General features: G+C 20.5%; 22 protein-coding genes and 3 tRNA genes. 16 read left to right on the forward strand and 9 right to left on the reverse strand.

All coding sequences use genetic code 11. The features are described 5' to 3' along the window. Positions 1 to 38: 38 nt before the first annotated feature. From aroA to serS, 3 genes are read right to left on the reverse strand one after another with little or no spacing between them, the layout of a single operon-like run. Entirely contained in the window at positions 39 to 1328 is a 1290-nt protein-coding gene (gene aroA / locus RJX39_RS01125; RefSeq protein ID WP_343192417.1) for a 3-phosphoshikimate 1-carboxyvinyltransferase, read from the reverse strand. A gap of 40 nt (positions 1329 to 1368) precedes the next feature. Beyond that, entirely contained in the window at positions 1369 to 2457 is a 1089-nt protein-coding gene (gene serC, locus RJX39_RS01130) for a 3-phosphoserine/phosphohydroxythreonine transaminase (protein WP_343192418.1), read from the reverse strand. Positions 2458 to 2517: 60 nt separating this feature from the next. Further along, positions 2518 to 3792 carry a serine--tRNA ligase gene (gene serS, locus RJX39_RS01135; protein ID WP_343192419.1) on the reverse strand — a complete coding sequence of 425 codons (1275 nt, stop codon included), beginning with the start codon at positions 3790 to 3792 and terminating at the stop codon, positions 2518 to 2520. A 178-nt stretch (positions 3793 to 3970) separates the two neighbouring features. On the opposite strand from serS, the gene trxB reads away from it, so the two are divergent. From trxB to aspS, 3 genes are all read left to right on the forward strand, one after another. Next, positions 3971 to 4978, forward strand: coding sequence for a thioredoxin-disulfide reductase (gene trxB, locus RJX39_RS01140; RefSeq protein ID WP_343192420.1), 1008 nt, complete (start codon positions 3971 to 3973; stop codon positions 4976 to 4978). Beyond that, positions 4962 to 5180 carry a translation initiation factor IF-1 gene (infA, locus tag RJX39_RS01145; protein ID WP_343192421.1) on the forward strand — a complete coding sequence of 73 codons (219 nt, stop codon included), beginning with the start codon at positions 4962 to 4964 and terminating at the stop codon, positions 5178 to 5180. The genes trxB and infA overlap by 17 nt, the downstream gene beginning before the upstream one ends. Before the next feature lie 69 nt (positions 5181 to 5249). Next, positions 5250 to 6986 carry an aspartate--tRNA ligase gene (gene aspS / locus RJX39_RS01150; protein ID WP_343192422.1) on the forward strand — a complete coding sequence of 579 codons (1737 nt, stop codon included), beginning with the start codon at positions 5250 to 5252 and terminating at the stop codon, positions 6984 to 6986. A gap of 54 nt (positions 6987 to 7040) precedes the next feature. Here the strand turns inward: aspS and RJX39_RS01155 are convergent, their stop codons facing one another. From RJX39_RS01155 to pyk, 3 genes are all read right to left on the reverse strand, one after another. Then, complete coding sequence (locus RJX39_RS01155; RefSeq protein ID WP_343192423.1) at positions 7041 to 7826, reverse strand: metal ABC transporter permease; 786 nt, start codon at positions 7824 to 7826, stop codon at positions 7041 to 7043. 30 nt (positions 7827 to 7856) lie between these two features. Beyond that, positions 7857 to 8573, reverse strand: a complete 717-nt coding sequence (locus tag RJX39_RS01160) for an ATP-binding cassette domain-containing protein (protein WP_343192424.1) — start codon at positions 8571 to 8573, stop codon at positions 7857 to 7859. 101 nt (positions 8574 to 8674) lie between these two features. Further along, positions 8675 to 10114 carry a pyruvate kinase gene (gene pyk, locus RJX39_RS01165; protein WP_343192425.1) on the reverse strand — a complete coding sequence of 480 codons (1440 nt, stop codon included), beginning with the start codon at positions 10112 to 10114 and terminating at the stop codon, positions 8675 to 8677. A 441-nt stretch (positions 10115 to 10555) separates the two neighbouring features. On the opposite strand from pyk, the gene zwf reads away from it, so the two are divergent. The 5 genes from zwf to RJX39_RS01190 all read left to right on the forward strand — a co-directional run bounded on the left by zwf (position 10556) and on the right by RJX39_RS01190 (position 16888). Then, entirely contained in the window at positions 10556 to 12028 is a 1473-nt protein-coding gene (gene zwf / locus RJX39_RS01170; protein WP_343192426.1) for a glucose-6-phosphate dehydrogenase, read from the forward strand. Positions 12029 to 12196: 168 nt separating this feature from the next. Continuing rightward, positions 12197 to 13069 (forward strand): protease HtpX, encoded by an 873-nt coding sequence (htpX, locus tag RJX39_RS01175; protein ID WP_343192427.1) that lies wholly within the window; start codon positions 12197 to 12199, stop codon positions 13067 to 13069. Positions 13070 to 13561: 492 nt separating this feature from the next. Beyond that, complete coding sequence (locus tag RJX39_RS01180) at positions 13562 to 15121, forward strand: TerC family protein (RefSeq protein ID WP_343192428.1); 1560 nt, start codon at positions 13562 to 13564, stop codon at positions 15119 to 15121. A 55-nt stretch (positions 15122 to 15176) separates the two neighbouring features. Further along, positions 15177 to 15806 (forward strand): tRNA (adenosine(37)-N6)-threonylcarbamoyltransferase complex dimerization subunit type 1 TsaB, encoded by a 630-nt coding sequence (gene tsaB / locus RJX39_RS01185; protein WP_343192429.1) that lies wholly within the window; start codon positions 15177 to 15179, stop codon positions 15804 to 15806. 47 nt (positions 15807 to 15853) lie between these two features. Then, positions 15854 to 16888, forward strand: coding sequence for a methyltransferase (locus tag RJX39_RS01190; protein WP_343192430.1), 1035 nt, complete (start codon positions 15854 to 15856; stop codon positions 16886 to 16888). Positions 16889 to 16899: 11 nt separating this feature from the next. Here the strand turns inward: RJX39_RS01190 and RJX39_RS01195 are convergent. Continuing rightward, a tRNA-Leu gene (locus RJX39_RS01195) sits at positions 16900 to 16985 on the reverse strand. Positions 16986 to 16997: 12 nt separating this feature from the next. Then, positions 16998 to 17068: transfer RNA gene (locus RJX39_RS01200), tRNA-Cys, on the reverse strand. 124 nt (positions 17069 to 17192) lie between these two features. On the opposite strand from RJX39_RS01200, the gene RJX39_RS01205 reads away from it, so the two are divergent. After that, positions 17193 to 17277: transfer RNA gene (locus tag RJX39_RS01205), tRNA-Ser, on the forward strand. Between the two features lie 164 nt (positions 17278 to 17441). On the opposite strand, the gene rne is transcribed toward RJX39_RS01205, so the two are convergent. Then, on the reverse strand, positions 17442 to 20306 hold the full coding sequence (gene rne / locus RJX39_RS01210; RefSeq protein WP_343192431.1) for a ribonuclease E: 2865 nt from the start codon (positions 20304 to 20306) through the stop codon (positions 17442 to 17444). A 277-nt stretch (positions 20307 to 20583) separates the two neighbouring features. Here rne and RJX39_RS01215 point away from each other — a divergent pair, with 277 nt between their 5' ends. The 7 genes from RJX39_RS01215 to RJX39_RS01245 all read left to right on the forward strand — a co-directional run bounded on the left by RJX39_RS01215 (position 20584) and on the right by RJX39_RS01245 (position 25485). Next, positions 20584 to 21522, forward strand: a complete 939-nt coding sequence (locus RJX39_RS01215) for an RluA family pseudouridine synthase (RefSeq protein ID WP_343192432.1) — start codon at positions 20584 to 20586, stop codon at positions 21520 to 21522. Between the two features lie 85 nt (positions 21523 to 21607). Further along, on the forward strand, positions 21608 to 21772 hold the full coding sequence (rpmF, locus tag RJX39_RS01220) for a 50S ribosomal protein L32 (RefSeq protein WP_343192433.1): 165 nt from the start codon (positions 21608 to 21610) through the stop codon (positions 21770 to 21772). A 93-nt stretch (positions 21773 to 21865) separates the two neighbouring features. Continuing rightward, positions 21866 to 22777, forward strand: coding sequence for an ACP S-malonyltransferase (locus tag RJX39_RS01225; RefSeq protein ID WP_343192434.1), 912 nt, complete (start codon positions 21866 to 21868; stop codon positions 22775 to 22777). Positions 22778 to 22780: 3 nt separating this feature from the next. Continuing rightward, positions 22781 to 23524, forward strand: a complete 744-nt coding sequence (locus tag RJX39_RS01230) for an SDR family oxidoreductase (RefSeq protein ID WP_343192435.1) — start codon at positions 22781 to 22783, stop codon at positions 23522 to 23524. A gap of 20 nt (positions 23525 to 23544) precedes the next feature. Beyond that, positions 23545 to 23790, forward strand: coding sequence for an acyl carrier protein (acpP, locus tag RJX39_RS01235; RefSeq protein ID WP_343192436.1), 246 nt, complete (start codon positions 23545 to 23547; stop codon positions 23788 to 23790). Between the two features lie 95 nt (positions 23791 to 23885). Continuing rightward, positions 23886 to 24521 carry a dTMP kinase gene (gene tmk, locus RJX39_RS01240; RefSeq protein WP_343192437.1) on the forward strand — a complete coding sequence of 212 codons (636 nt, stop codon included), beginning with the start codon at positions 23886 to 23888 and terminating at the stop codon, positions 24519 to 24521. Continuing rightward, complete coding sequence (locus RJX39_RS01245; RefSeq protein WP_343192438.1) at positions 24508 to 25485, forward strand: DNA polymerase III subunit delta' C-terminal domain-containing protein; 978 nt, start codon at positions 24508 to 24510, stop codon at positions 25483 to 25485. The genes tmk and RJX39_RS01245 overlap by 14 nt, the downstream gene beginning before the upstream one ends. Positions 25486 to 25492 lie beyond the last annotated feature (7 nt).

Consider the following 25492-nt stretch of genomic DNA (forward strand, 5'->3'; position numbering starts at 1 on the left):
TATTAAAAAAAAAATATATTTTTTTATTTATATTGAAATTAAAAATAATGACATATTTGGCCAAAAATATTAAAATATTCAGGAAAAGTTTTATTGGTACATTGAGGATTGTTAATAGTTACATTTTTTTTAGACAATGATAGTAAAGAAAAACACATTGCCATTCTGTGATCATTATAAGTGTTAATAATTGAACTTCTAAAGTTAACAGGTGGATATATAAATATAGAATCTTTTTTTTCTTTTATAGAAGCTCCTGTTTTTTTTAGTTCATTAGACATTGCAGATAATCTATCAGTTTCTTTTACTCTCCAGTTATATATATTTCTAATTTTAGTAACACCATCAGCAAACAAAGCTGTTGTTGCAATAGTCATTGCTGCATCTGGAATATGATTCATATCCATATCTATACCATTTAGTTTTTTTTTGGTACAGGAAACATAATTTTCAGATATTTCAATTTTTGCTCCCATTTTTCTTAGAACTTTAACAAAATCTAAATCTCCTTGTATACTATTTTTTCCTAACCCATATACTTTAACGGTTCCTCCTTTAATAGCTGCTGCTGACAAAAAATAAGAGGCAGAAGAAGCATCTCCTTCTATTAAAAAATTATTATTAGCTTTATATCTTTGGTTTCCATATACATAAAATTTTTTATAAGAATTATTTATTACTTCAACTCCAAATTTTTTCATAATATTAATAGTAATATCTATATATGGTTTAGAAACTAAATTTCCTATAACAGATATTTTAGTGTCATTAACAGCCATAGGAGAAGAAATGAGTAATGATGTTAAAAATTGACTAGAAATACTACCATCAATAGTTATGTTACCACCTAAATAACCTCCTTTTATATGTATTGGTGGATAATTTAATTTAGAACAATATTTAATATTTGATCCAGTTTGTTTTAAAGAATCCACTAAATGATTTATAGGTCTTTCTTTCATTCTTTCATCACCTGTCAAAACTATATCATTTTTATTTGCCAAAGATAAAACAGCAGTAAGAGGTCTTATTGCAGTACCAGCATTTCCTAAAAAAATAGGTTCTTTTGAATTTATTTGTAAAGGTCCTCCTATACCTTCTATCTCACAACTTTTTTTTTTGTAGTTGATTTTATATTTAATTCCAATTTTTTTTAAAGCTAATAACATATATTTAATATCCATGCTATTTAATAAATTTTTTATACGAGTTTTTCCACAAGCCATGGATGCAATCAAAAGAACTCTATTTGAAATACTTTTAGAACCAGGTAAAGTTATATTACCATTAACAAAAGATACAGGATTTAATTTTATATAATTTTTCATATACTTTCCTTTTTTTTTAAACAAAATAAATTTTGAAAAATTATGTGTATTTTTTTTCAAATTTATTCATGTATTTAATTAATTTTTTAACTCCTTTTATAGGCATAGCATTGTAAATAGATGCTCTCATACCTCCTAATATTTTATGTCCTTTTAATGCATATAATCCTTGCTTTACTGAATTTTTTATAAATAAATTGTTTAATTTTTCATTCTTTAATTTAAAAGTTACATTCATAATAGAACGATTTTTTTTTGCAATGTTATTTGTATATAAATAACTTTTATCTATATAATCATATAATAAATTTGCTTTTATTTTATTAATTTTATAAATTTTATTTAAGCCACCTATTGATTTTAACCATTTGAATACTAAACCTGAAAGATATAAAGAAAAAGTAGGAGGAGTATTAAACATTGAGTTATATTTATCTAAAATACTATAATTTAAAATAGATGGTGAGCAATTTGAATATTTTTTTATTATTTCTTTTTTAATAATTATAAATGTAATACCTGAAGGTCCTATATTTTTTTGAGCTCCTGCATATATTATTCCATATTTATTTATATCTATTGGTTTAGATAATATAGTAGACGAAAAATCTCCTACTAATATTTTATTTTTAAAAAAAGGTTCTTCATGAATAGATAATCCTTCTATAGTTTCATTAGGGCAATAGTGAATATAAATAGATTTTTTATTTACTTTCCATTCAGAAAATTTTGTTATTGTTTTTTTACCATTTTTTAAATATTTTACAACATTTATTAAATTAGGAAGGCAATATTTTTTAGATTCTATAAATGCATTATAACTCCAATAACCACTATTTACATAATCAGCTTGCTGATATTTTTTTAAAAGATTCATAGGAACAGCAGCAAATTGTCCTCTAGCTCCTCCTTGACAAAATAAAACTTTATATGTGTCTGGTATATTAAGAAGATCTCTTAAATCATTTTCGGTGTTTTCTGCTACTTTAATAAAACTACTACTTCTGTGACTAATTTCAATAATAGATGATCCAATATTGTTCCAATTAAGAAATTCTTTATGAGCTCTTAGTAAAACATCATGAGGTAACATTGAAGGACCAGCACTAAAATTATAAATTTTATTCATATTTTACCATTATAATAGTTGTTCGTTTAATATAAAAAATTTTAAAAAATTTATTATTTATTAAATAAATTTGATACCTCTCATATATTTTTTTTGTAATATTTTTGGTATTTCTATTTTGCCATTAGATAATTGGTAATTTTCTAAAATAGCTCCTAATGTTCTACTTATAGCTAAACCTGAAGCATTTAATGTATGTACAAAATTAGTTTTTTTAGTATTATTAATACGGTATTTTGTTTTCATTCTTTTGGATTGAAAATCCAACATATTAGAACAAGAAGAGATTTCTTTATAATTTTTTAACGATGGAAACCAAACTTCTAAATCATAAGTTTTAGAAGCTGCAAAACCAATATCATTACTACATAACAAAATTTTTCTATATGGCAGCTTCAATAATTTTAATACTTTTTCTGCATGATAAGTAATTTCTTCTAAAATATTATTGGATTTTTCTGGTTTAACAATTTGTACTAATTCTACCTTATCAAATTGATGTAATCTAATTAAACCTTTATTATCTTGTCCATAAGATAATTTTTCTGATCTAAAACAAGGAGTACAAGAAACAAATTTAAGGGGAAGGTCTTTTTCTAGCAATATTTTATTACTTAACAAATTAGTAAGAGGAACTTCTCCTGTTGGAATTAAATAATAATTATTTTTTTTTATATTTTTTGAAGATATTTTAAACAAATCATTTTCAAATTTAGGTAATTGTCCAGTATTATATAAACTAGAATAATTAGATATGTAAGGCACATTTAATTCTATATAATTATGTTTTTTTGTATGTAAATCTAACATAAATTGAATTAGTTTTCTGTGTAACAATGCAATTTTATCTTTTATTACTACAAATTTAGAACTAGCAAGTTTAACTCCTGAAGAAAAATCTAATCCTTTTTTTTTACATAAATTAATATGATCTTTAATTTTGAAATTAAAAATTGGTCTTTTCCCATAAATAACTAGTTTTTTATTTTTTGTTAAAGGTATATTATCATCAGGTAAGTTAGGTATTTGTATTAAAAATGAATTTATTTTATTTTTAATAGATTCTAACTTTTTTTTCTTATTTAATATAAAATAATTTATTTTTTTTGATTTTTCTTTTAAATTATTAATTTCTAAAATGTTTAAATTATTTTTTTTTCTTATAGTATTAGATATTATTTTTTTTTTTTGAATATTTTTCTCAATATCAAAATATAATTTTTTTCTTTTTTCTTCCATAAATTTAAACAATTTTATATTTAAAATGAATCCTCTTTTTTTTAATTTTTTAGCAATTTCATTTATGTTCTTTTTTAATAATTTATAATTTAACATTATATTTCCTATATAAAATAATTGTAGTAAATTGTATAAACATGTACTATTTTATATTGTAATATAAAATAAAAAATTAATTAAATTTTTTATTTTTTTTAAACTAATAAACATAAATTAAAAAAAAATAAAATAAATATTAATTTATCAAAAAATAATAAATAATAATATAAAAATTATGAATGTTCATAAAAAAATAAAAAATACGAAATTAATAATCATAGGATCTGGACCAGCTGGTTGCACAGCTGCAATTTATGCATCTAGATGTAATTTAAAACCTATTTTAATAACTGGAGAAAATAAAGGTGGTCAATTAATAAATACTAATAATATAGAAAACTGGCCTGGAGATATAAATAATATTTCAGGTAAAGATTTAATGAAAAGAATGATAGATCATGTTTCAAAATACGATACAAAAATTATAAATGATGAAATTTTAAAAGTTGACTTTAGCAAAAAACCATTTATTTTATTTGGAGAAAAAAATATTTACTATGCTAAATCTGTTATTATCGCTACAGGTTCATATGCTAAATGTTTAAATATAAAATCAGAAAAAAAATTTATAGGAAAAGGAGTATCTTCGTGTGCGACATGTGATGGTTTTTTTTACAAAAACAAAATTGTAGCTGTTGTAGGAGGAGGAAATACTGCTTTTGAAGAATCTTTGTATTTATCTAATATAGCTAAAAAAGTTTATTTAATTCATCGTAATAATTTTTTTAAATCTGAAAAAATATTGCAAAATAGAGTAAAATTAAAAATAAATAAAAAAAAAATAAAATTATATAAAAATTATATTGTAAAAAAAATAATAGGAAATAAAAATGAAGGAGTTACTAATATTATAATAAAAAGCGTTAATAAAAAAAAAATTGTTAATTTAAAATTACAAGGTATATTTATTGCAATAGGACATATTCCAAACACAAGTATTTTTATAAATCAAATAGAATTTATAAAAAACAGTTACATAAAAACAAAATCAGGAATACATGGTTATCATACAGAGACTAGTATACCTGGAATTTTTGCCGCTGGTGATGTTTCAGATCATATATATAAACAAGCAATTACTTCAGCAAGTAGTGGATGTATGGCAGCTTTAGATGCATATAAATATATATCTTCTTTAAAAAACAAAAAAACAAAGGATAAAAAAAATGTCAAAAGAAAGTAATATTGAAATGAATGGGACAGTAATAGATACTTTGCCTAATACTATGTTTAGAGTTGAACTAGAAAACAAACATATAATTACAGCTCATATTTCTGGAAAAATGCGTAAAAATTATATTAGAATTTTAACAGGAGATAAAGTTTCTGTAGAATTAACACCATATGATTTAACTAAAGGAAGAATAATATTTAGAAGTAGATAATTTTCTAACAATATTATTTTTCATAAAAAAAATACTATTTATTAAATAAAAAATCAGGATAATATATTAATGCGTAATAGTTTTTGTGGTAAATTAAAAATAAACGACATAAATAAATACGTAACTTTATGTGGATGGGTAAATAATTATAAAATTTTAAGAAATCTAATTTTTATAAATTTAAGAGATATTACTGGTAATATACAAATTTTTTTTAATAACTCCAACAAAAAATGTTTTAAAAAAGCTTTTAAAGTTAGAAATGAATTTTGCATAAAAATAGAAGGTTTTGTTAGAAATAGAAGCAAAAAAAATATCAATAACAAAATAAAAAATGGAAATATAGAAATAGAAGCAAAAAAAATATCAATATTTAATAAATCTAAATCACTTCCAATAAATAACAATATTATAAATAACACAAAATCTAGAATGAAATATAGATATTTAGATTTAAGAAAACCAAATATGACATATATGTTGAAAATTAGACACAAAATTACTAATTTAATACATAATTTCATGAATGATAATAACTTTATAAATGTTGACACTCCTATTTTAACTAAATCTACTCCTGAAGGTGCAAGAGATTATTTAATACCTAGTCGTACAAAAAAAAATAATTTTTATGCATTACCACAATCACCACAATTATTTAAACAATTATTAATGATTTCTGGAATAGATAGATATTACCAAATAGCTAAATGTTTTAGAGATGAAGATTTAAGATCTGATAGACAACCTGAATTTACACAAATTGATATAGAAGCATCGTTTATAAAATCACAAAAAATATGTAATTTTGTTGAAAAATTAATTAAAAAAATATGGCTAAATATAATAAATATTAAACTAAATAATTTTCCAAGTATTACATATAAAAAATCAATAAAAATGTATGGAACAGATAAACCTGATATAAGAAATCCTTTAATTTTAAAAGATATAAATGATATTTTATACAAAAATAAAATTAATATTGATAATTCATATAGAATATCTACATTACTTATATCTCATACTTATAATATTAAAGAAAAAAAAATATTAGAATATTCTAAATTATTAAAAAAATATAATAACACTAAATTATTATGGATTGTTTTTCATAAATATATAGAAAAAAAAATAATTATAAATTATTCTAAAAACAAACTTCTAACATACGATTTATCTGTACAAATTATAAAAAAAACAAAAGCTAAATTGGGAGATGTAATTTTTATTATATATGATAAAAAAAATGTTGCTAATCAATCTTTAGATAAATTACGTACTCAAATAGGTAATGATTTCGATATATTTGATAAATCTAAACATAAACCAATATGGATTAAACATTTTCCAATGTTTGAAGAATTAAAAAAAAATGTATTATCTTCTGTACATCATCCTTTTACAGCTCCTATGAAAATGAGTTGCAAGGAATTATTAAAAAATTCAAAAAGAGCTATCAGCGACTCATATGATTTAGTTATTAATGGTTACGAGCTAGGAGGAGGATCCGTTAGAGTAGATAATCTAGAAATGCAAAAAACTATATTTAATATAATTGGGATAAATGAAAAAGAACAAAATAAAAAATTTGGTTTTTTTTTGGAAGCTTTAAAATATGGAACTCCTCCTCATGCTGGATTAGCTATTGGAATGGAAAGAATATTAATGTTAATTCTTAATGAAAATGATATAAGAAACGTAATAGCTTTTCCAAAAACTACTAATGGATATTGTTTAACAACTGATTCTCCTAGCAAGATATCAAAAAAAATGATGAAAGATTTAAACATAAAAAAAGATTAATAAAATATATTAAATTTTTTTATTTTTTATTTATACAATAAGTAATTAATTTAATCAATTTTGTTTTTTAAAAAAACCTAATATAAAAAACAAAGAAGAACATAAAACTATACTTGGACTAATTGGCAAATTATATTTTCTTGAAAAAAACAAACCAATTAATATACATAAAATACTTATTATTATAGAAAAAAAAACCATATTTTCAGGTGATTTTGAAAATCTTTGAACAGAAGAAGAAGGTATAATTAATAAAGAATTAATTATTAAAACACCAAATAATTTTACTAATAAACTGATAGTAAATGCTACTAAAAACATAAGAATCAATCGTTCTTTGAAAACGTTTACACCATCTAACGTAGCTAACTCGTAATTTACTATTGTAGACAACATATTTTTCCATCTAAAAATTACAAATGACAATACTATCACAGTAGAAAAAAAAATAGCAGTCAAATCAAAAAAATTAATAGATATTAAATCACCAAATAAATAGGAGGATATATTTATTTTTCTTATTCCAGATAAAATGCTCATTAATATAATACCTAAAGACAAAAAAAAATGAGACATAATAGATAATAATGTATTAATTGACAAAGTAGAATATTTTTCAAAAATTAAGATTATTATGGTTAACAACAAAGATACAATTAAAACTGAATAAAAAGGATCGATATGAAAAAAAATTCCTAATGATAATCCTAGCATAGAAGAATGAGAAATAGTATCACCAAAAGAAGTCATTCTATTCCAAATTATAAGAGATCCTAAAAAACTTGTAGATAAAGCAAGTAATATACTACCAACAAAAATTGGTAAAAATGAATTAATCATTATTAATAAACTCTTTTATTATAATGTTTATTACTTTTTTTTAAAATATTTATGATTATGATGATATATAGAAATTTTATTTGATATTTCTAATCCAAATATCGATGTAAAAGCTATATTTTTATAAACTATTTCAGGTTTTCCTGAACAACAAATATTCTTGTTCAAAAAAATTAGTTTATCTGTTTCCGACATAACTAAATTCAAATCATGAGAAACTATCAAAATAGCACAATTAAAATTGTGTCTTAATTTATTAATTAATTTACATAAATTAAATTGACTTTTAAAATCCAAGCCTTTGGTAGGTTCATCTAATACTAATAAATTTGGATTGTTTAGTAAAGATCTTGCTAACAATACTTTTTGCATTTCACCACCTGATAAATTTTTTAAATCTAAAAAAGATAAATTATTTGCTCCAACAGCTTTTAAGGCTGAAAAAATTTTATATTTTTTATATTTTTTATATAATTGCATAAATCTATATACATTAATAGGAAAATTATAATTTAATTGTAATTTTTGAGGAACATATCCTACTCTAATTTTTTCAAATTTAATAATTTTACCAGAATTAGGTTGTAATAAACCAATAATAATTCTTATTAATGTTGTTTTACCAGCTCCATTAGGACCTATTAAAGTAATAATATTATTATATTTTATAGATAAAGAAATATTTTTTAAAATTTTTTTTTTGTTATAATTAAAACAAATTTTTTTTAAAATCATTAATTTTTTCATGTATTTGTTAATTTTTTACTAATTAATTATTTTTTTATAAAAAAGTTTCTAATTTTTTTAATGTGTATTTAAAATTAATTAAATAATAATTTAAATAATTATTAAACTTTAATTATACGCATAGTATTTGTTTTACCTTGAGTATTTATAATATCACATTGTGTTATAATTACTACATCACCTGTAAATAAGAATTTTTTCTTTTTCAATAAACAAATAGCTTCATTAGCTGCTGTATTATTTTTATTATTAGTATTAAAATATATTGGAATAACACCTTTACAAACAGATAATTCTTTTAAAGTTTTAATATTACGAGATAAAGCAAATATTGGTAATCTTGAATTTATTCTAGAAGTCATCAAAGTACTTAATCCTGATTCTGTTAGAGATATAATAGCATTAACTCCATATAAATGATTAGCAGCATACATACTTAAAGTTGATATTGTTTCTTCTATATTCTTGAATTTTAAATTCAATCTATTTTTTGACACATTAATAACTGGTATTTTTTCTGCTCCTTGACATATTTTAGAAACTATTTTTACAGTTTCTACTGGATATTTACCAACAGAAGTTTCACCTGATAACATAACAGCATCACTTCCATCTAATATTGCATTAGATATATCCATCACCTCTGCTCTTGTAGGTATCGGATTTGAAATCATTGATTCCATCATTTGAGTAGCAGTTATAACTATTTTATTGAGTTGTGTTGCTCTACTAATAATTTTTTTTTGAGCATATGCTAATTTATCATAACCTATTTCAATACCTAGATCTCCTCTTGCAACCATAATAATATCTGAAGATAAAATGATATCATCAAGAATTTTGTCATTAACAAGAACCTCAGATCTTTCTATTTTAGCTATTATTTTTATTTTACTACCAAGCTTATTTATTATCTTCCTTGCTTTAATTAAATCTTTGCTAGATCTAGGAAAAGATATTGCTAAATAGTCAACTCCTATCTTAACAGAAGTTTTAATATCTTTTTTATCTTTTTTAGTTAAAGATTTAGCTGATAAACCTCCTCCTAATTTATTAATTCCTTTATTGTTTGATAAAACACCTCCAACAATAACTCTTGTATAAATTATTTTGTTTTTAATTTTAAATACTTTCAACTGTATTTTACCATCATCTAACAATAAAATATCATTTTTTTTAAGATCATTTGGTAAATTTTTATATTTAAAACCAACTTTTGTTTGATCTCCATCTGAAGATTTTAAAAATGGATCTAATATGAAAACGTTACCTGTGTTAAGAAAAACTTTATTTTTTTTAAATTTAGATATTCTAATTTTAGGTCCTTGTAAATCAGCTAAAATAGAAAAATATAAACCAGTATTTTTCATAATATTAAATGCTTTTTCGGCCCTTAATTTATGTTCATTACTAGTTCCATGAGAAAAATTTAATCTTAATACATTTGATCCAGCAAGAATTATTTTTTCTAAATTGTTTTTTATATCAGTGGAAGGACCCAAAGTAGTTACTATTTTTGTTCTTCTTAAATTTTTTAACATAAAACACTCCATATTTTATTAATTGAAAAAAAAGTTTGAAAAATAAATATTTTTTACGCAAAAAAATTATTTTAATATTTATTGCACAATAAAAATTATTAGTAGAATGATGTATAACATAAATATTAAACATAAAATATAATAAATGAAAAAATATATTTTACACAATAAAACAAAATAATTATAATTGGTAAGATAAAAAATACTTTTAATTTAAATAATAATAAAATATAAAATTAAATTCATATTTATTAAAAAAACTCTAGTTTTATTAAATACATAAACATATAATTAATCTATTTGATTAAATAACAAATCAAATATTTAATTTGTTAAATTATAATAATTATATATATATATTTAAACATATATAATTGTATGTTTAAATAATTAGAAATTTTTAAGTAAATTTATTAATATATGAATATTAAGGAGATTGCATTGGTAATTAAAAAAAAACAAGCATATAATCTAGTAATTTTTGGAGCTAAAGGTGATTTAGCAAAAAGAAAATTATTACCATCATTATATCAATTAGAAAAATATAATGAACTATCAAAAAAAACAATAATTATAGGTGTTGGTAGAGCAAATTGGAATGATAAAGACTACATTGATATAGTCAAACAATCTTTAAAACTTTTTATGAAAGAAAAAATTAAAAAATTAATTTGGAAAAAGTTTAAAAAAAAATTGAGATTTTGTAATTTAGATGTAAATGAAATATATAATTTTAATAAATTGAAATTGATATTAAATCAAAAAAAAAGAATAACTATTAATTATTTTGCTGTTCCTCCTAACAGATTTAAAGCAATTTGCAATGGATTAGGAAAATCTAATTTAAATAAAAAACCATCTCGTGTAATAATTGAAAAACCAGTCGGAACATGTTTAAAAACATGCAAGGAAATAAATAATCACATAAGTGAATATTTTAAAGAAAAACAAGTATTTAGAATTGATCATTATTTAGGTAAAGAAACAATAATGAATTTAATAGCATTGCGTTTTGCAAACTCTATTTTTTTTAATAATTGGAATAAAAATACAATAGATCATGTGCAAATTACAGTAGCAGAAGAAGTAGGAATAGAAGGACGAGTAAAATATTTTAATAAAACCGGTCAAACTAGAGATATGATACAAAATCATTTATTACAAATATTAAGTATAGTAGCTATGTCTAAACCTAATAAATTAACTGCTGATGATATAAGAGATGAAAAAGTAAAAGTATTAAGATCTTTAAGACCTATTAATTATCTAAATGTTTTAAAAAAAACTGTTAGAGGACAATATACATCAGGTGAGATTAATGGAAAAAATGTTCCATCATATTTAAAAGAATTAGGTGAAAATGTAAAAAGCGATACAGAAACTTTTGTTGCTATGAGAGTAGATATCGACAATGTTAAATGGAATGGTGTTCCTTTTTATTTAAGAACAGGAAAAAGATTAGCTAGAAAATGTTCAGAAATAGTTATATATTTTAAAAATTTGTCAACAAATTTATTTAAAGATCATATAAAAAAATTACCTAAAAATAAATTAACTATTAGATTACAACCGAATGAAGGAATAGATTTAGAAATATTAAATAAAATACCAGGGTTAGATTTAGGATACAAATTATCAAAAAATAAATTAAATTTGAATTATTTTGATGTTTTTAAAAAAAATCATTTAGCAGATGCATATGAAAGATTGTTATTAGAAAGTATGAGAGGTATACAATCTTTATTTGTAAGAAGAGATGAAGTTGAAGAATCTTGGAAATGGATTGACAACATTATCAAAGGATGGAAAATTAAAAAAAATAAGCCATTAAAATATATGGCAGGAACCTGGGGGCCTAGTTTATCTTTAGACATGATAAAAAAAGATGGAAAAAATTGGAATAATATAGATTAAATAAAAAAAAATATCTTACTAATTTTAAAAAATAATAAATATTAAAACTTATAAAAAAATATTAATTTATAGATTTGTTTCTTGAAAAATTATGTAAACTATTTATTAATATACTATGATTTTATTAAAATATTGATAAGTTAAAATATTTAAAAAGGAATAAAATATATGATTCGTATAGCATTTTTTATTATAACAAATTTAGCAGTAGTATGTGCTTTAAGTTTATTTTTGTTATTTACACATATGTCTTCTCATAGTATTTATGTTTTAGTTTTTAGTTCTATGATATTGGGTTTTACAGGATCAATAATATCTCTTTTAATGTCAAAATGGATTGCTATAAATTCGATGGGAGGTAAAATATTAAAGTATCCTATTAATGAGATAGAAAAATGGTTAACTAATAAGATTAAACAACAATCTGAACTAATTGGAATTAAAACACCGCAAATATTAATATATGATTCTAATGATGTTAATGCATTTGCTACTGGTCCAAACCGTAATTCATCATTAATAGGATTATCTACTGGATTAATAAAAAACATGAAAAGTTCAGAAATAGAGGCAGTAATAGCTCATGAAATTTCTCATATTAGTAATGGAGATATGGTAACCATGGTTTTATTACAAGGAATAGTTAATACTTTTGTTATTTTTATATCTAGATTTATCACTCATTTAGTATCTGGTTTAATATATGGATTTAACAAATCTGAAAATAGTACTTTAATCAAAGTAATGTCATACATAATGTGTACAACTATGGAAATAATATTTGGAATATTAGCAACAATTATTACAATGTGGTTTTCAAGAAAAAGAGAATTTTACGCAGATGAAGGTTCTTCTAAAATAGTCGGTAAGGAAAAAATGATTGCTGCTTTAATTAGATTGAAGAAATTTGTCCCTCAAAAAAGTAATAATTTGATGTCTGCATTCTATATCAACGGGGATATGAAATCTATTTTTTCTAAATTATTTATGTCTCATCCTTCTATAGAAAGAAGAATAAGCAATTTAAATAAAAAAAAATAAAATGTTAATTTTTATTTAAAATAAGATACTAATTAAAAATAAATAATATATATATATCAAATATTAATGAAAAATATTAATTATTTAAAATAAATTTTATAAAAAAAAATTTAATTAAAAATAAAATTTGTTTATAATACCTCTGTATAATTAGCAGAGGTAAATTATTATTTAATATAAATATTTTTAAATTTTATTTTTGTTATAATATATATTTTAATATTTTCATAATATGTAATATTTTGACAAACGGTAAAAATTATATAATAATTTTTAAAATAAATTTTTCTTGTAAAAAATTACATATATGTTACATAACATACGATTAATAGGTTTTTATCTTAACATGGAATTTAGCCGCATTGTTTTATTTTTATATAATTACAAAAAATTATTAATAAATAATAATTTAAATTTTTATATTATGTTATTATCAATAACTATTTATAAATATTATTCGAATATCATATATTTAATATTATGGAGTCTGCTATGTATTACTATTTAGATCCATCAATACTAGCAGGATTAATAACTTTAATAACATTAGAAATAGTTTTAGGAATAGATAATTTAGTATTTGTCGCAATATTAATAGAAAAACTACCTCCAATCAAAAGAGACAAAGCTCGTCTTTTAGGATTAAGTGTAGCAATAATATTAAGGTTAATTCTTTTATCATTGATGTCATGGATGGTAACATTAACAACTCCTGTTGTTGTATTCAATAATTATTTAAAATTATCAGGTAAAGATTTAATACTCTTAATGGGAGGATCATTTCTTTTATTCAAAGCTATCACTGAATTGCATGAAAAATTAGAAAATAAAATCAAAAAAAAAGAATCAAATAAAAGTTATACTTCTTTTATAATTGTAGTAATACAAATTATTATATTAGATGCAATATTTTCATTAGACTCAGTGGTCACTTCAGTAGGAATAGTAAACAATTTGTTTATTATGATGACAGCAGTTATTATAGCTATGGTTATTATGTTAATAGCATCTAAAACTTTAACAAATTTTATTAATTCTCATCAAACAGTTGTTGTTCTTTGTTTAAGTTTTTTACTTATGATAGGAACTAGTTTAGTTGCAGAATCTTTTGGCTTTTATATACAAAAAGGATATTTATATGCAGCAATAGGTTTTTCTATATTAATTGAATTATTTAATCAAATAGCACGTCATAATTTCATAAAAAATGAATCTAAAATACCTGTTAGACAAAGAGCATCAGAAACTATCATAAGATTAATGTCAAAAAAAGAAATAAATAATCAGATATTAGAATCATCATTTAAAGGTAAAATTGATCAATCTGTAATATCACCAGGTACTTTTAAAGAAGAAGAAAAATACATGGTGAATGGAGTTTTAACTTTAGCTTCAAGATCTATACATAGTATTATGACTCCTAGAAGTGAAATATCATGGGTAAATACAGAAAAAAAAATACAAGATATATATATACAATTATTAGATACTCCTCATAGTTTATTTCCTGTATGTAAAGGTGAATTAGATAAAATAATAGGAATAGTTAGAGCTAAAGAGTTACTGGTAGCTTTAGATCATGATATGAATGTTTCTACATTTGCATCCCAAAATATACCAATTATAATACCAGAATCATCAGATCCTATAAATTTACTTGAAGTATTAAGAAAAGCAAAAGGTAGTTTAGTAATAGTAACAAATGAATTTGGTATTATTCAAGGTTTGATTACTCCATTAGATGTTTTAGAAGCTATAGCAGGAGAATTTCCTGATGCTGATGAAACTCCTGACGTAATTGTAAAATCAAAAAACAGATGGATAGCTAAAGGTGGAACAGATTTACATTCTTTACAACAGTTGCTAGGAACAAATGATTTAATACAAAAAAAATCAAATTGTGTATCTTTAGCTGGATTATTAATAAATCATAAAGGTAAGTTATTATCTTTAGGTAATACTATTAATATAAATAATTTTCATTTCAAAATAATAGAAGCTACAAAATACAGAATAGATTTAGTAGAAATAACAAAAATTAATGATTATTAAAAAAATTGTATAATATTTATGCAATTGCTTATACAAACTGTAATCTTAAATTATTATGAAAAAAAAAATAAATAAAAAAATTCTTTCACTTGAAATGTCAAGTGAAATTTGTTCAGTTTCTTTGTTAAATAATGGAACAATACATTCCATAAAAAAAAATTGTTATTTAACACATTCAAAAAATATTTTGCCTATGATTAAAAAAATTGTAAATATATCTAAAATAAAAATAAATCAATTACGTGCTATTTCTTTTAGCAAAGGTCCAGGAAATTTTAGTGGTATAAGAATATCTAATAGTGTAGCACTCGGTATTTCTTTAGGAATAAATAATAATGTTAAAGTAATTGGCATTTCAACATTATTAATAATGGCAGAACAAGCATGGAGAAAATATAAAAACAATAACATTGTTATAATTTTTAAATCTTATAACAACAATTTTTTTTATTATGTTAAATACATTAAAAAAGAAAATTTTTGGATAAATTACAAAAAAAAATTGTTAAATAAAAAAAATATAATGTATAAATTAAATAATTTAAGTAAAAAATGGAATATATATTCTAATAAAAATATTGCAAACGTTTTTGAAAAAAAAATAAAAATATTACATCCAACAGCAATAGATGCTATTTCTTTATCTATATTATATTTAAAAAAAGAAAAATTTTTTTTAAATTAATAATTTATAAAAAATATTTTTATAATTTATAAAAATAAGTGTGTTATATGAATAATTTAAATAATTGTAGCAAACTAATTGTACGTAACAAAAATTTATTTGTTAATAAAAAAATATTAATTTTTGGCCTTTTTGATATATATATTTATAAATATTTCAATGTCAATTTTTTAAAAATGTACACCAACAACTATAATATTTTTAAAAAAATAAAAAAACATAAAATAAAAATATATTTAAATAGTATTTTAAAAAATGAATATATAATTAGACGTGATTTAATAATATATTATTGGCCAAAAAGCAATGTAGAAGCAAAATTTCAAATAGAAAATTTATTATATTTAATTCCTAAATATAGCAAAATTTTTTTTGTTGGGAGAAATCGTAGTAGTATAAAAAGTGTTGTTAAAATATTTCAAAAGTACATATATTTAAAAAAAATAGATGCAGCTAAAAATTGTATTTTATATTTAGGGATAGTTATAAAAACAAAAAAAAAATTTTCAATGAAAAATTATTTTAGTAATACTTTATATAATAATTTAATTATTAAAAATTTGCCTGGCGTTTTTAGTTATAAAAAAATAGATAGTGGTACTAAACTTTTACTATCAACTTTTTACAACAAAAAAGCAAATAATAAAAATTATTTAAATAAAACTAATGTATTAGATTTAGGATGCGGTTCAGGTGTGATAGGCATAAATTTAAAGTTATTATTTGGCAATATTAAAATTTTTTCTATAGATAATAATGCCACATCAATATTAATAACAAAAAAAAATTTTAAAATTAATTTTTTAGAAGGTAATGTTATGATAAGTGATTTATTTTCTAATATAAAAAAAAAGTTTGATTTGATAGTTTCAAATCCATCTATACATAATAATTGGAAAATAAATGATTATATGATTTTACAAATAATAGAAAAATCAAACAAATATTTAAAAAAAAAGGGCGAGCTTAGAATTGTCACTCATAATTTCAAAAAATATGAGAAAGAAATTAAAAAAAGATTTTCTCAACATACTATTTTATTAAAAAAAAAACATTTTGTAATACATAAAATAATTAAATAAAATAATATCTATACCCAGGGCGGGATTTGAACCCGCAAGGTTTTTAAAAACCGAGGGATTTTAAGTCCCTTGTGTCTACCAATTTCACCACCTGGGCATTTTATTAATTAGACGCGTTCCGGAGTTGAACCGAATTATATGGATTTGCAATCCACTGCATAACCAATCTGCCAACGCGCCATTTATATATTATAAACAAATAAAAATATAAAAACAACTATTATATAGTTAAATATGTTAAATAAAAATAAAAAAAAATAATATACTTAACACAATAAATATTATATAATAAATATAATCACCTGGAGGAATGGCCGAGTGGTTTAAGGCAACGGTCTTGAAAACCGTAGATAAGAAATTATCCGAGAGTTCGAATCCCTCTTCCTCCAAAAATTATTTCCCATGTTTAATAAAAATAAACAAAATATCATATCATGTCTTAAATAATATTTAATATTTTTAAAATTATTTTTATAATTAAAAAAAATTATTATAAAATACCGAACATGTAAAAAATTGACATGTTCGGTATACAAACAATTATATATTTAAATTATTTTAAAGGTTTACTAGCCGGAAAACTAGATTTATTAGTTGCTTCATGTATCCCAGCTGATTTAAAAGAATTAATGTTTACAAAAATTTTCTTTTTATATTTTTTATTTTCAATATTTGAAGGTATTTTTGTTACTGGGGCACTTGAAAACCTTTGTTTTCTATTTAATTCTATTTTATTTAAATATTTATTGTTTTTTGTATATAATAATGAATAGTATTTTTTTGGTTTACATTTTAATTTGATATGTAATTTATTTAAAAAATTATTATTAGAAAAACCGTCATTTTTAAAATCTTTGTTAAATTTTAATTTTTTTTTATGTATTTGTAATTTTAAAAAACAATTGTTATTTTTGTTATTTTCATTTAAAAATTTTGTATCTTCTATGCTTATAGAAATAAGAGTATTTTTAATATAATTTTTATTATTATTAGATAATACAAACAAATCTGAAAAATGTTTTTTTTTCTTATTTTTACATTTTGTGTTATATGAAAAAACTGGATTAATTTTCCAATTTTTATTAATACATATTTCTAAAGATGAGGAAACAAAATATTTTTTTTTTGTTTTTTTCATTTTAATATTTTTTTTTTGATTGTTTTTAATACCTCTATTTACATTACTGAATTTTTTTTGTGTACCAATATTTTTCGTATTATTTTCAATTTTATATCTAAATTTTTTTTTAATATTATTATTATTTTTTAACATATTATTTATTTTATGGTTATTAAATTTTTCTATTTTACAAACTCTTCTTTTTTTTTTATAAAAATCTTTATTTATAGAAATGTCATAATTTTTCATAATATTATTATTTACATTTTTTTTTATTTCTTCATTATATTTTTTTTTACATAATTTATTTTTTAATAAATAATTATATTTTGTGTAAAAATTTCTATTTTTTATCTTTAATAAATCGGTGTTGTTTTTCTTAAAGTTATTAGACATAGATTTTTTTATTTTCTTGTCGTTTATTTTTTTTTTATATTTTAAGTTATAATCAAAAAATTTATGGATGTTATTTTTTTTTAAATCAATCTTAAGTTTATGTAAAACTTTTTCATATTCTTTTTTGTAAAAGTTTTTATTTAAAATTTTTTTGTTTTTATAATCAATAATATAATTAATATTAAACATCTTTTTTAACCAATCTGTAAATTTAAAAAAAACGTTTTTATATATATATTCTTTTTTTGAAAATAAATCGTCAACTTTTATTAAGTTATTTTTTTTATTAGAACATGAAAAAATATTAGTCATTATATTGGATGATAAATTATATTTTTTTATATCATTTTGAATTTTTTTAGATGATTTAGATACTTTTATTTTATGTAAATTAGGCAAATGATAACTAATTGATTCGTAATTCTCTCCTTTTTTTATTCTTAAAACTGAATAATGAGGTGTTTCCATTTTATTATTAGGTACTATTATAGTTCTTCCACCACACTGGCGCTTTTCTATTTCATTAACTTCATTTCTTTTTTCGTTTAATAAATAACATGCTATTTCAACAGGGACTATAGCATGAACTTCTAATGTATTATCTTTTAATGATTCTTCTTCTATTAATCTTAATATAGATAATGATAATGACTCATTATCACGAATACTTCCATTACCTTTACATTTAGGACAAACATGATAACTAGATTCACACAAAGAAGAACTTAATCTTTGTCTAGACATTTCTAATAATCCAAATTTAGAAATATTACCTATTTGTATTCTTGCTCTATCTTTTCTCATTATATTATATAATTTATTTTCTACTATTTTTTTATTTTTATGCTGATTCATATCAATAAAATCAATAACTATTAATCCACCTAAATCTCTTAATCTCAATTGTCTCGATATTTCATCAACTGCTTCTAAATTAGTTTTAAATGCAGTTTCTTCAATATCAATACCTTTGACAAAACGTGAAGAATTGATATCAATAGCTGTTAAAGCTTCTGTTGTATCTAAAATTATAGATCCACCAGATGGTAATCTAACTCTTCTTTGAAAAGCTGAATTTATTTGTTTTTCAATTTGATAATGACTAAATAATGAATTTTTCCCAGTGTATAATTTTATTTTGTTAATAAATTCTGGTCTTCCCAAAGATATTATATGTTCTTTAGCATATTCTAATATTTTAGGATTATCAATTAATATTTCGCCAATATCTTGTTTTAAATAATCTCTAAATGCTCTTACAATAGCATTACTTTCCTGATATATTAAAAACGGAGCTTTTTTAGTTTTAGAAATTTTTTTTATTGTATACCAATGTTTTAATCTAAAAGATAAATCCCATTTTAAATCTTTTATTGATTTTCCTAAACCAGCTGTTCTAATAATTATCCCCATGTCATTTGGTAAAGGTAATGAAGATAATATTGATTTAAGTTCATTTCTATCTTCTCCTTCAATTTTTCTAGAAATACCTCCAACTTTAGGATTGTTAGGCATTAAAACTAAGTAACTTCCAGCTAAACTTATAAAAGTAGTTAATGATGCTCCTTTATTTCCTCTTTCTTCTTTATCTATTTGTATTATTACTTCCTGCTCTTGTTTAATAATATCTTTAATATTAGGTCTACCATAATTTATATAATTAGAAGGAAAATATTCTCTAGATATTTCTTTCAACGGCAAAAAACCATGTTTGTCAGATCCATAATCTACAAAAGCAGCTTCTAAACTAGGTTCAATTCTAGTTATTTTACCTTTATAAATATTTGATTTTTTTTTTTCATAACCAGGAATTTCAATATCTAAATCGTATAATTTTTGACCATCAACAAGAGCAATTCTTAACTCTTCTTTTTGTGTTGCATTAATTAACATTCTTTTCATCGCAATATCTCTTATATATTTTAAGATTAATACATTAGTAAAAAATATAGTATTTAGATGAAATAGCTCGTATTAATGTCAAGTTTTTTAATACTTGATTTTGCATTTTATTAGAATAATGTTAAAATAATATTATTAAATATAAAATTGAATATGATTTATAAAATAAATATACTATATTTATATAAATGAATTTTATTAGAAAATGGTTAATATTAAACAATTATTTTTTTTTATAAATTTTATATATATAATATTTATATAAAAGAAAATTTACATGAAAAAATTTAATAAAAATGTATCAAAAATAATTATAAATATAAATACATATAATCAAAGAATAGATAACTTTATAAAAAAAAAAATAAAAAAAATACCTAAAAATTTCTTGTATAAAATATTAAGAACCGGTCAAGTTAGAGTAAATAAAAAAAGAGTTAAACCTAAATATAAATTAAAAATAGGAGATATAATTAGATTACCGCCAATTAATAATTTAACTAAATATAAAAAATACAATAAAAATATTAATAAAATAATAAAAAAAAATTTATTACTGTTTAATAATATCTTATATGAAGATAAATATTTATTAGTTATTAATAAACCTTCAGGTATTGCTGTACATGGTGGTAGTGGTATTAATATTAATATAATAGATGGACTAAGATTATTAAATAAAAAAAAATTTTTAGAATTAGTTCATCGTTTAGATAGAGATACTTCGGGAATACTACTTGTAGCAAAAAAAAAATCTGTTCTAAAAATATTACATGAACAAATTAGAAATAAAAAAATAAAAAAAAAATATATTGCTTTAGTTCACGGTGTTTTAAATAAAAAAAATATAAAAGTAAACATACCATTATTTAAAAAAATATTAAATAATAATAAACATAAAGTTGTCGTTAATGATAAAGGTAAGAAATCTATTACATATTTTAATGTTATTAAAAAATATAAAAAAACTACTTTATTATCAATAATTCCAGTTACTGGAAGAACACATCAAATCAGAGTACATGCTTTATATTTAGGACATCCAATAGTTTTTGATAATCGTTATGGTAACAACAAATTAGATTGTTTAATACAAAAAAATAAATTTAAAAGATTAATGTTACACGCATCTTCTGTTTCTTTTAATCACCCAATAACTAAAAAATCATTAAATATTGAAGCTCCTTTAGAAGAAAGTATGAAAAAATATTTATGAATAAAAAATAACATTAATTATTAATTAATATGATATTAAAAGATACAAAAATATTTTTTAACAACAATTTTTAAAAGGATATATTATGGCAGTACAAAAAAAAAAACCAACTAGATCAAAAAGAGGAATGAGAAGATCTCATGATAAAGTAAAAACACAACAATTATCTATAGATAAAAAAACAGGAGAATTACATATTCGACATCATATGACTAAAAAAGGTTTTTATCGAGGTAATAAAATTATATAAATTTATTAGTATTAATTGAATATTTAAAAAAAATTATGTTCAGTAAACAAAAACATTATTGAACATAGTTTTAAATTATAAAAAATAAATAACATGATTATAAACAATAATAAAATTGCTGTTATATTTTCAGGGCAAAATTATCAATCTTTTGATTTAATTAATGAATACATTAGAAAATATAGTTTAATTAAAAAAATGTTTAAAAAAACTTCTAATATTATTAATTATAATTTGTTAAAATTATTAAAACAAGACAAAAAAAAAATAATTAACAATTTTCAATATATTCAACCTATATTACTTACAATATCTTTTTCTATGTATAAAATATGGCAGCAAAAAAAAAACCATTATATGCCTAAATATATGGTAGGACATAGTTTAGGAGAATACATTGCTTTGGTATGTTCTAAATCTATAAGTTTTATAGATGGTGTAAAATTAGTATATCAAAGAGGTATATTAATGAAAAAACATACAAAAAAAATAAAATGTGGTATGAAAGTAATTATAGGATTAAAAAAAAATATTATAAAAAGAATATGTGAAAAAAGTAAAAAAAAACAAGTATTATCTATAGCAGCAATAAACTCTAAGAAACAAATAGTTATAGCTGGACATATGGAAGCTATAAATAGAGCTGTTTTATTATGTAAAAAATACAAAGTTAAATGTATTTTAAATATAAACATCAAAATAGCTTCACATTGTTCTTTAATGAATAAAGCAAGTGAAGAATTTAAAAAATTTTTATATAAAATAAAATTAAATAAACCAAAATGTATAATATTACACAACGTAAATGCAAAAAAAACAAAAAACTATATTAATATACGTAAACTATTATTAGAACAATTTTATAAACCAGTTATGTGGTATGAAATAATAAAAAAAATTAAATTAAAAGGAATTAAAAATTTTTTAGAAATAGGTCCAAAAAAAATACTCACAAATATTAATAAAGACATAAATAACATCAATTCTTATTATTTGAAAATATAAAATATGAATATAAATTTAAAAAATAAAATAGCAATAGTTACTGGAGCTAGTAGAGGTATAGGAAAGAAAATATCTATTTTGTTAGAAAAACATCATGCTACAATTATAGGGACATCTTCTACTTCAAAAGGAGTTGATAAAATTAACAAATTTTTAAAAAAAAAAAAAAGCAAAGGTTTTTTATTAAACTTAAATGATGATATTTCTATAAAAAATTTTTTTTTAAATGTAAATAAAAATTTTGATAGCATAGATATACTTATTAATAACGCAGCTATTATTCAAGATAAATTTATTATAAATATGAAGATAAAAGAATGGGAAAATGTTATTCATACAAATTTAACTTCAATCTTTATAATGGTTAAAAATGTTTTGTTTAATATGATAAAAAAAAAATATGGAAGAATTGTAACTATAGGTTCTGTAATAGCAAATATAGGGAACAAAGGTCAAAGTAATTATGCTGCTTCTAAATCAGGAATTATAGGCTTTAACAAATGTTTAGCAAAAGAAATAGCTAAATATAATATTACAGCTAATATAGTATCCCCTGGGTTTATCAAAACAAAATTAATAAAAAATATACCTATTTTGAACAAAAAAAAAATTTTGCAAAACATACCAATGGAAAAAATAGGTAATAAAAATGATATAGCATATTCAGTATTATTTTTAACTTCTAAATATGCAAGCTATATCACAGGAGAAAATATCCATATAAATGGTGGATTGAATATGATTTAATAATTTTAAAAAGGATACAAATGAAAATTATTGAAAATAAAATAAAAAAAATTATTAGTGAACAACTAGGAATTGAGATTAAAAATATAAATAACGATAGTTATTTTGTTAAAGATCTAGGAGCTGATTCATTGGATATGATAGAATTAATTATGTCAATAGAGGAAAAATTTAATATTGAAATATCTGATAAAGAAGCACAAAATATGAATTGTATAAATAAAATCGTCGAATATTTAAATAAAATTAAATATGTTAAAACTTGATAATTTATTTTTAATTAATATTTTTATATAAATAAATATATCCTTAATTAATGTTGAGTAATTAAATTTTTATGTAAATATTATTTGGATTAAAAATGAATAAATTAATTGTTATAGAAGGTATTGAAGGAGCAGGAAAGAGCACTGTAAAAAGAATAATAAAGAATTTTTTAAAAAGTTTCGGCATCAAAAAAATATTTTGCGTGAGAGAACCTGGTGGTACTCCTATAGCAGAAAAGTTAAGAAAAATAATAAAAAATGGAGAAAAAGATGAAAAATTAACTTATATTTCGGAGATATTATTAATATATGCAGCAAGATCTCAACTTTTAAAAAATGTAATAAAAAAAAAATTAAAAATAGGTTATTGGATTATTAGTGATAGATTTAATATTTCCTCTTTAGCATATCAAAAAGGTTATTCAAAAACCAATGATAGAATCATTGATTTATTACAAAAAAAAATATTAAGTAATATTAAAGTGGGATTAACAATATATTTAGATGTATTACCTAAAACAGCATTGAAACGTATAAAAATGAGAGGTAAAATGGATCTTATAGAAAAAAAATCATTTGTTTTTTTTAATAAAATCAGGAAAAAATATTTGTCTTTAATTAAAAACAAAAAAAATGTAATTATAATTAATGCTAATTTAAATATAAAAAAAGTAATGTTATCTTTAATTTATCAATTAAAAAATTGGTTAATAAAAAATGAGTATAAATAATTATCCTTGGTTGAATGAAATTTATAAAAATGTTATTCGTCAATATAAAAAAAATATATTACATCACGCTATATTAATAGAATCTTTTTACAAAGTAAAAAAAAAAAAACTAATATTAGAAATTACTAAATGGTTATTATGTAAAAAAAAAAAATATTATAAAAGTTGCAATATATGTGCTAATTGCAAATTAGTCATGTCTAATAATTATCCTGACTTATATTTAATAAAAGAAAAATTAGATAATTTAAAAAAAACAGGAGTAAACGAAATCAGAAAAATTATCAATAATATATATTATAAACCTCAATATGGAAAAAAAAAAATTGTTTGGTTATTCAAAGTTTCCAATATGAACAAATTTCAAATAAATTCTTTACTAAAAGTTTTAGAAGAGCCTCCAAAAAACACCTGGTTTTTTATATCAGATATAAAAAATAACAAATTGCTAGAAACATTTCGTAGTAGATGTTTAGTTTACACTATAATAGTCCCTATTAATATAAGCATAAAATGGTTGAATAAATATACTAATTATAACAATGAACAATGTTTTATAGCTATTAAATTAAATAATAATTCTCCTATTGATGCAAAAAAAGAAATTAATAATTTTTTGTTAGAAAAAAGATTTTTTTTATATCAAAAATTTTTATTTTCAATTAAAAAAAATGATTTTGTTTCATTATTCGATCATTTAAATTCTAAAAATGTAATTCAAAACATATTATGGATATGTTTTTTATTATTAGACGTTATTAAATATAAGTTAAACTGTTTAAATTTTATTTTAAATAAAGATTGCAAAAATATAATATATAATATTTCTAAGATATATTCATATAGAAAAGTAGTTGAAATTATTAACATTTTTTTTAAATGCAGATATAACATTATAAATATACCAAATATTAACACAGAACTGTTGATAATAGATTCTTTGATAAAATGTGAAAAATTTTAAATAACTA

The organism is Buchnera aphidicola (Taiwanaphis decaspermi) (assembly GCF_039405155.1).
GTDB lineage: Bacteria > Pseudomonadota > Gammaproteobacteria > Enterobacterales > Enterobacteriaceae > Buchnera_M > Buchnera_M aphidicola_B.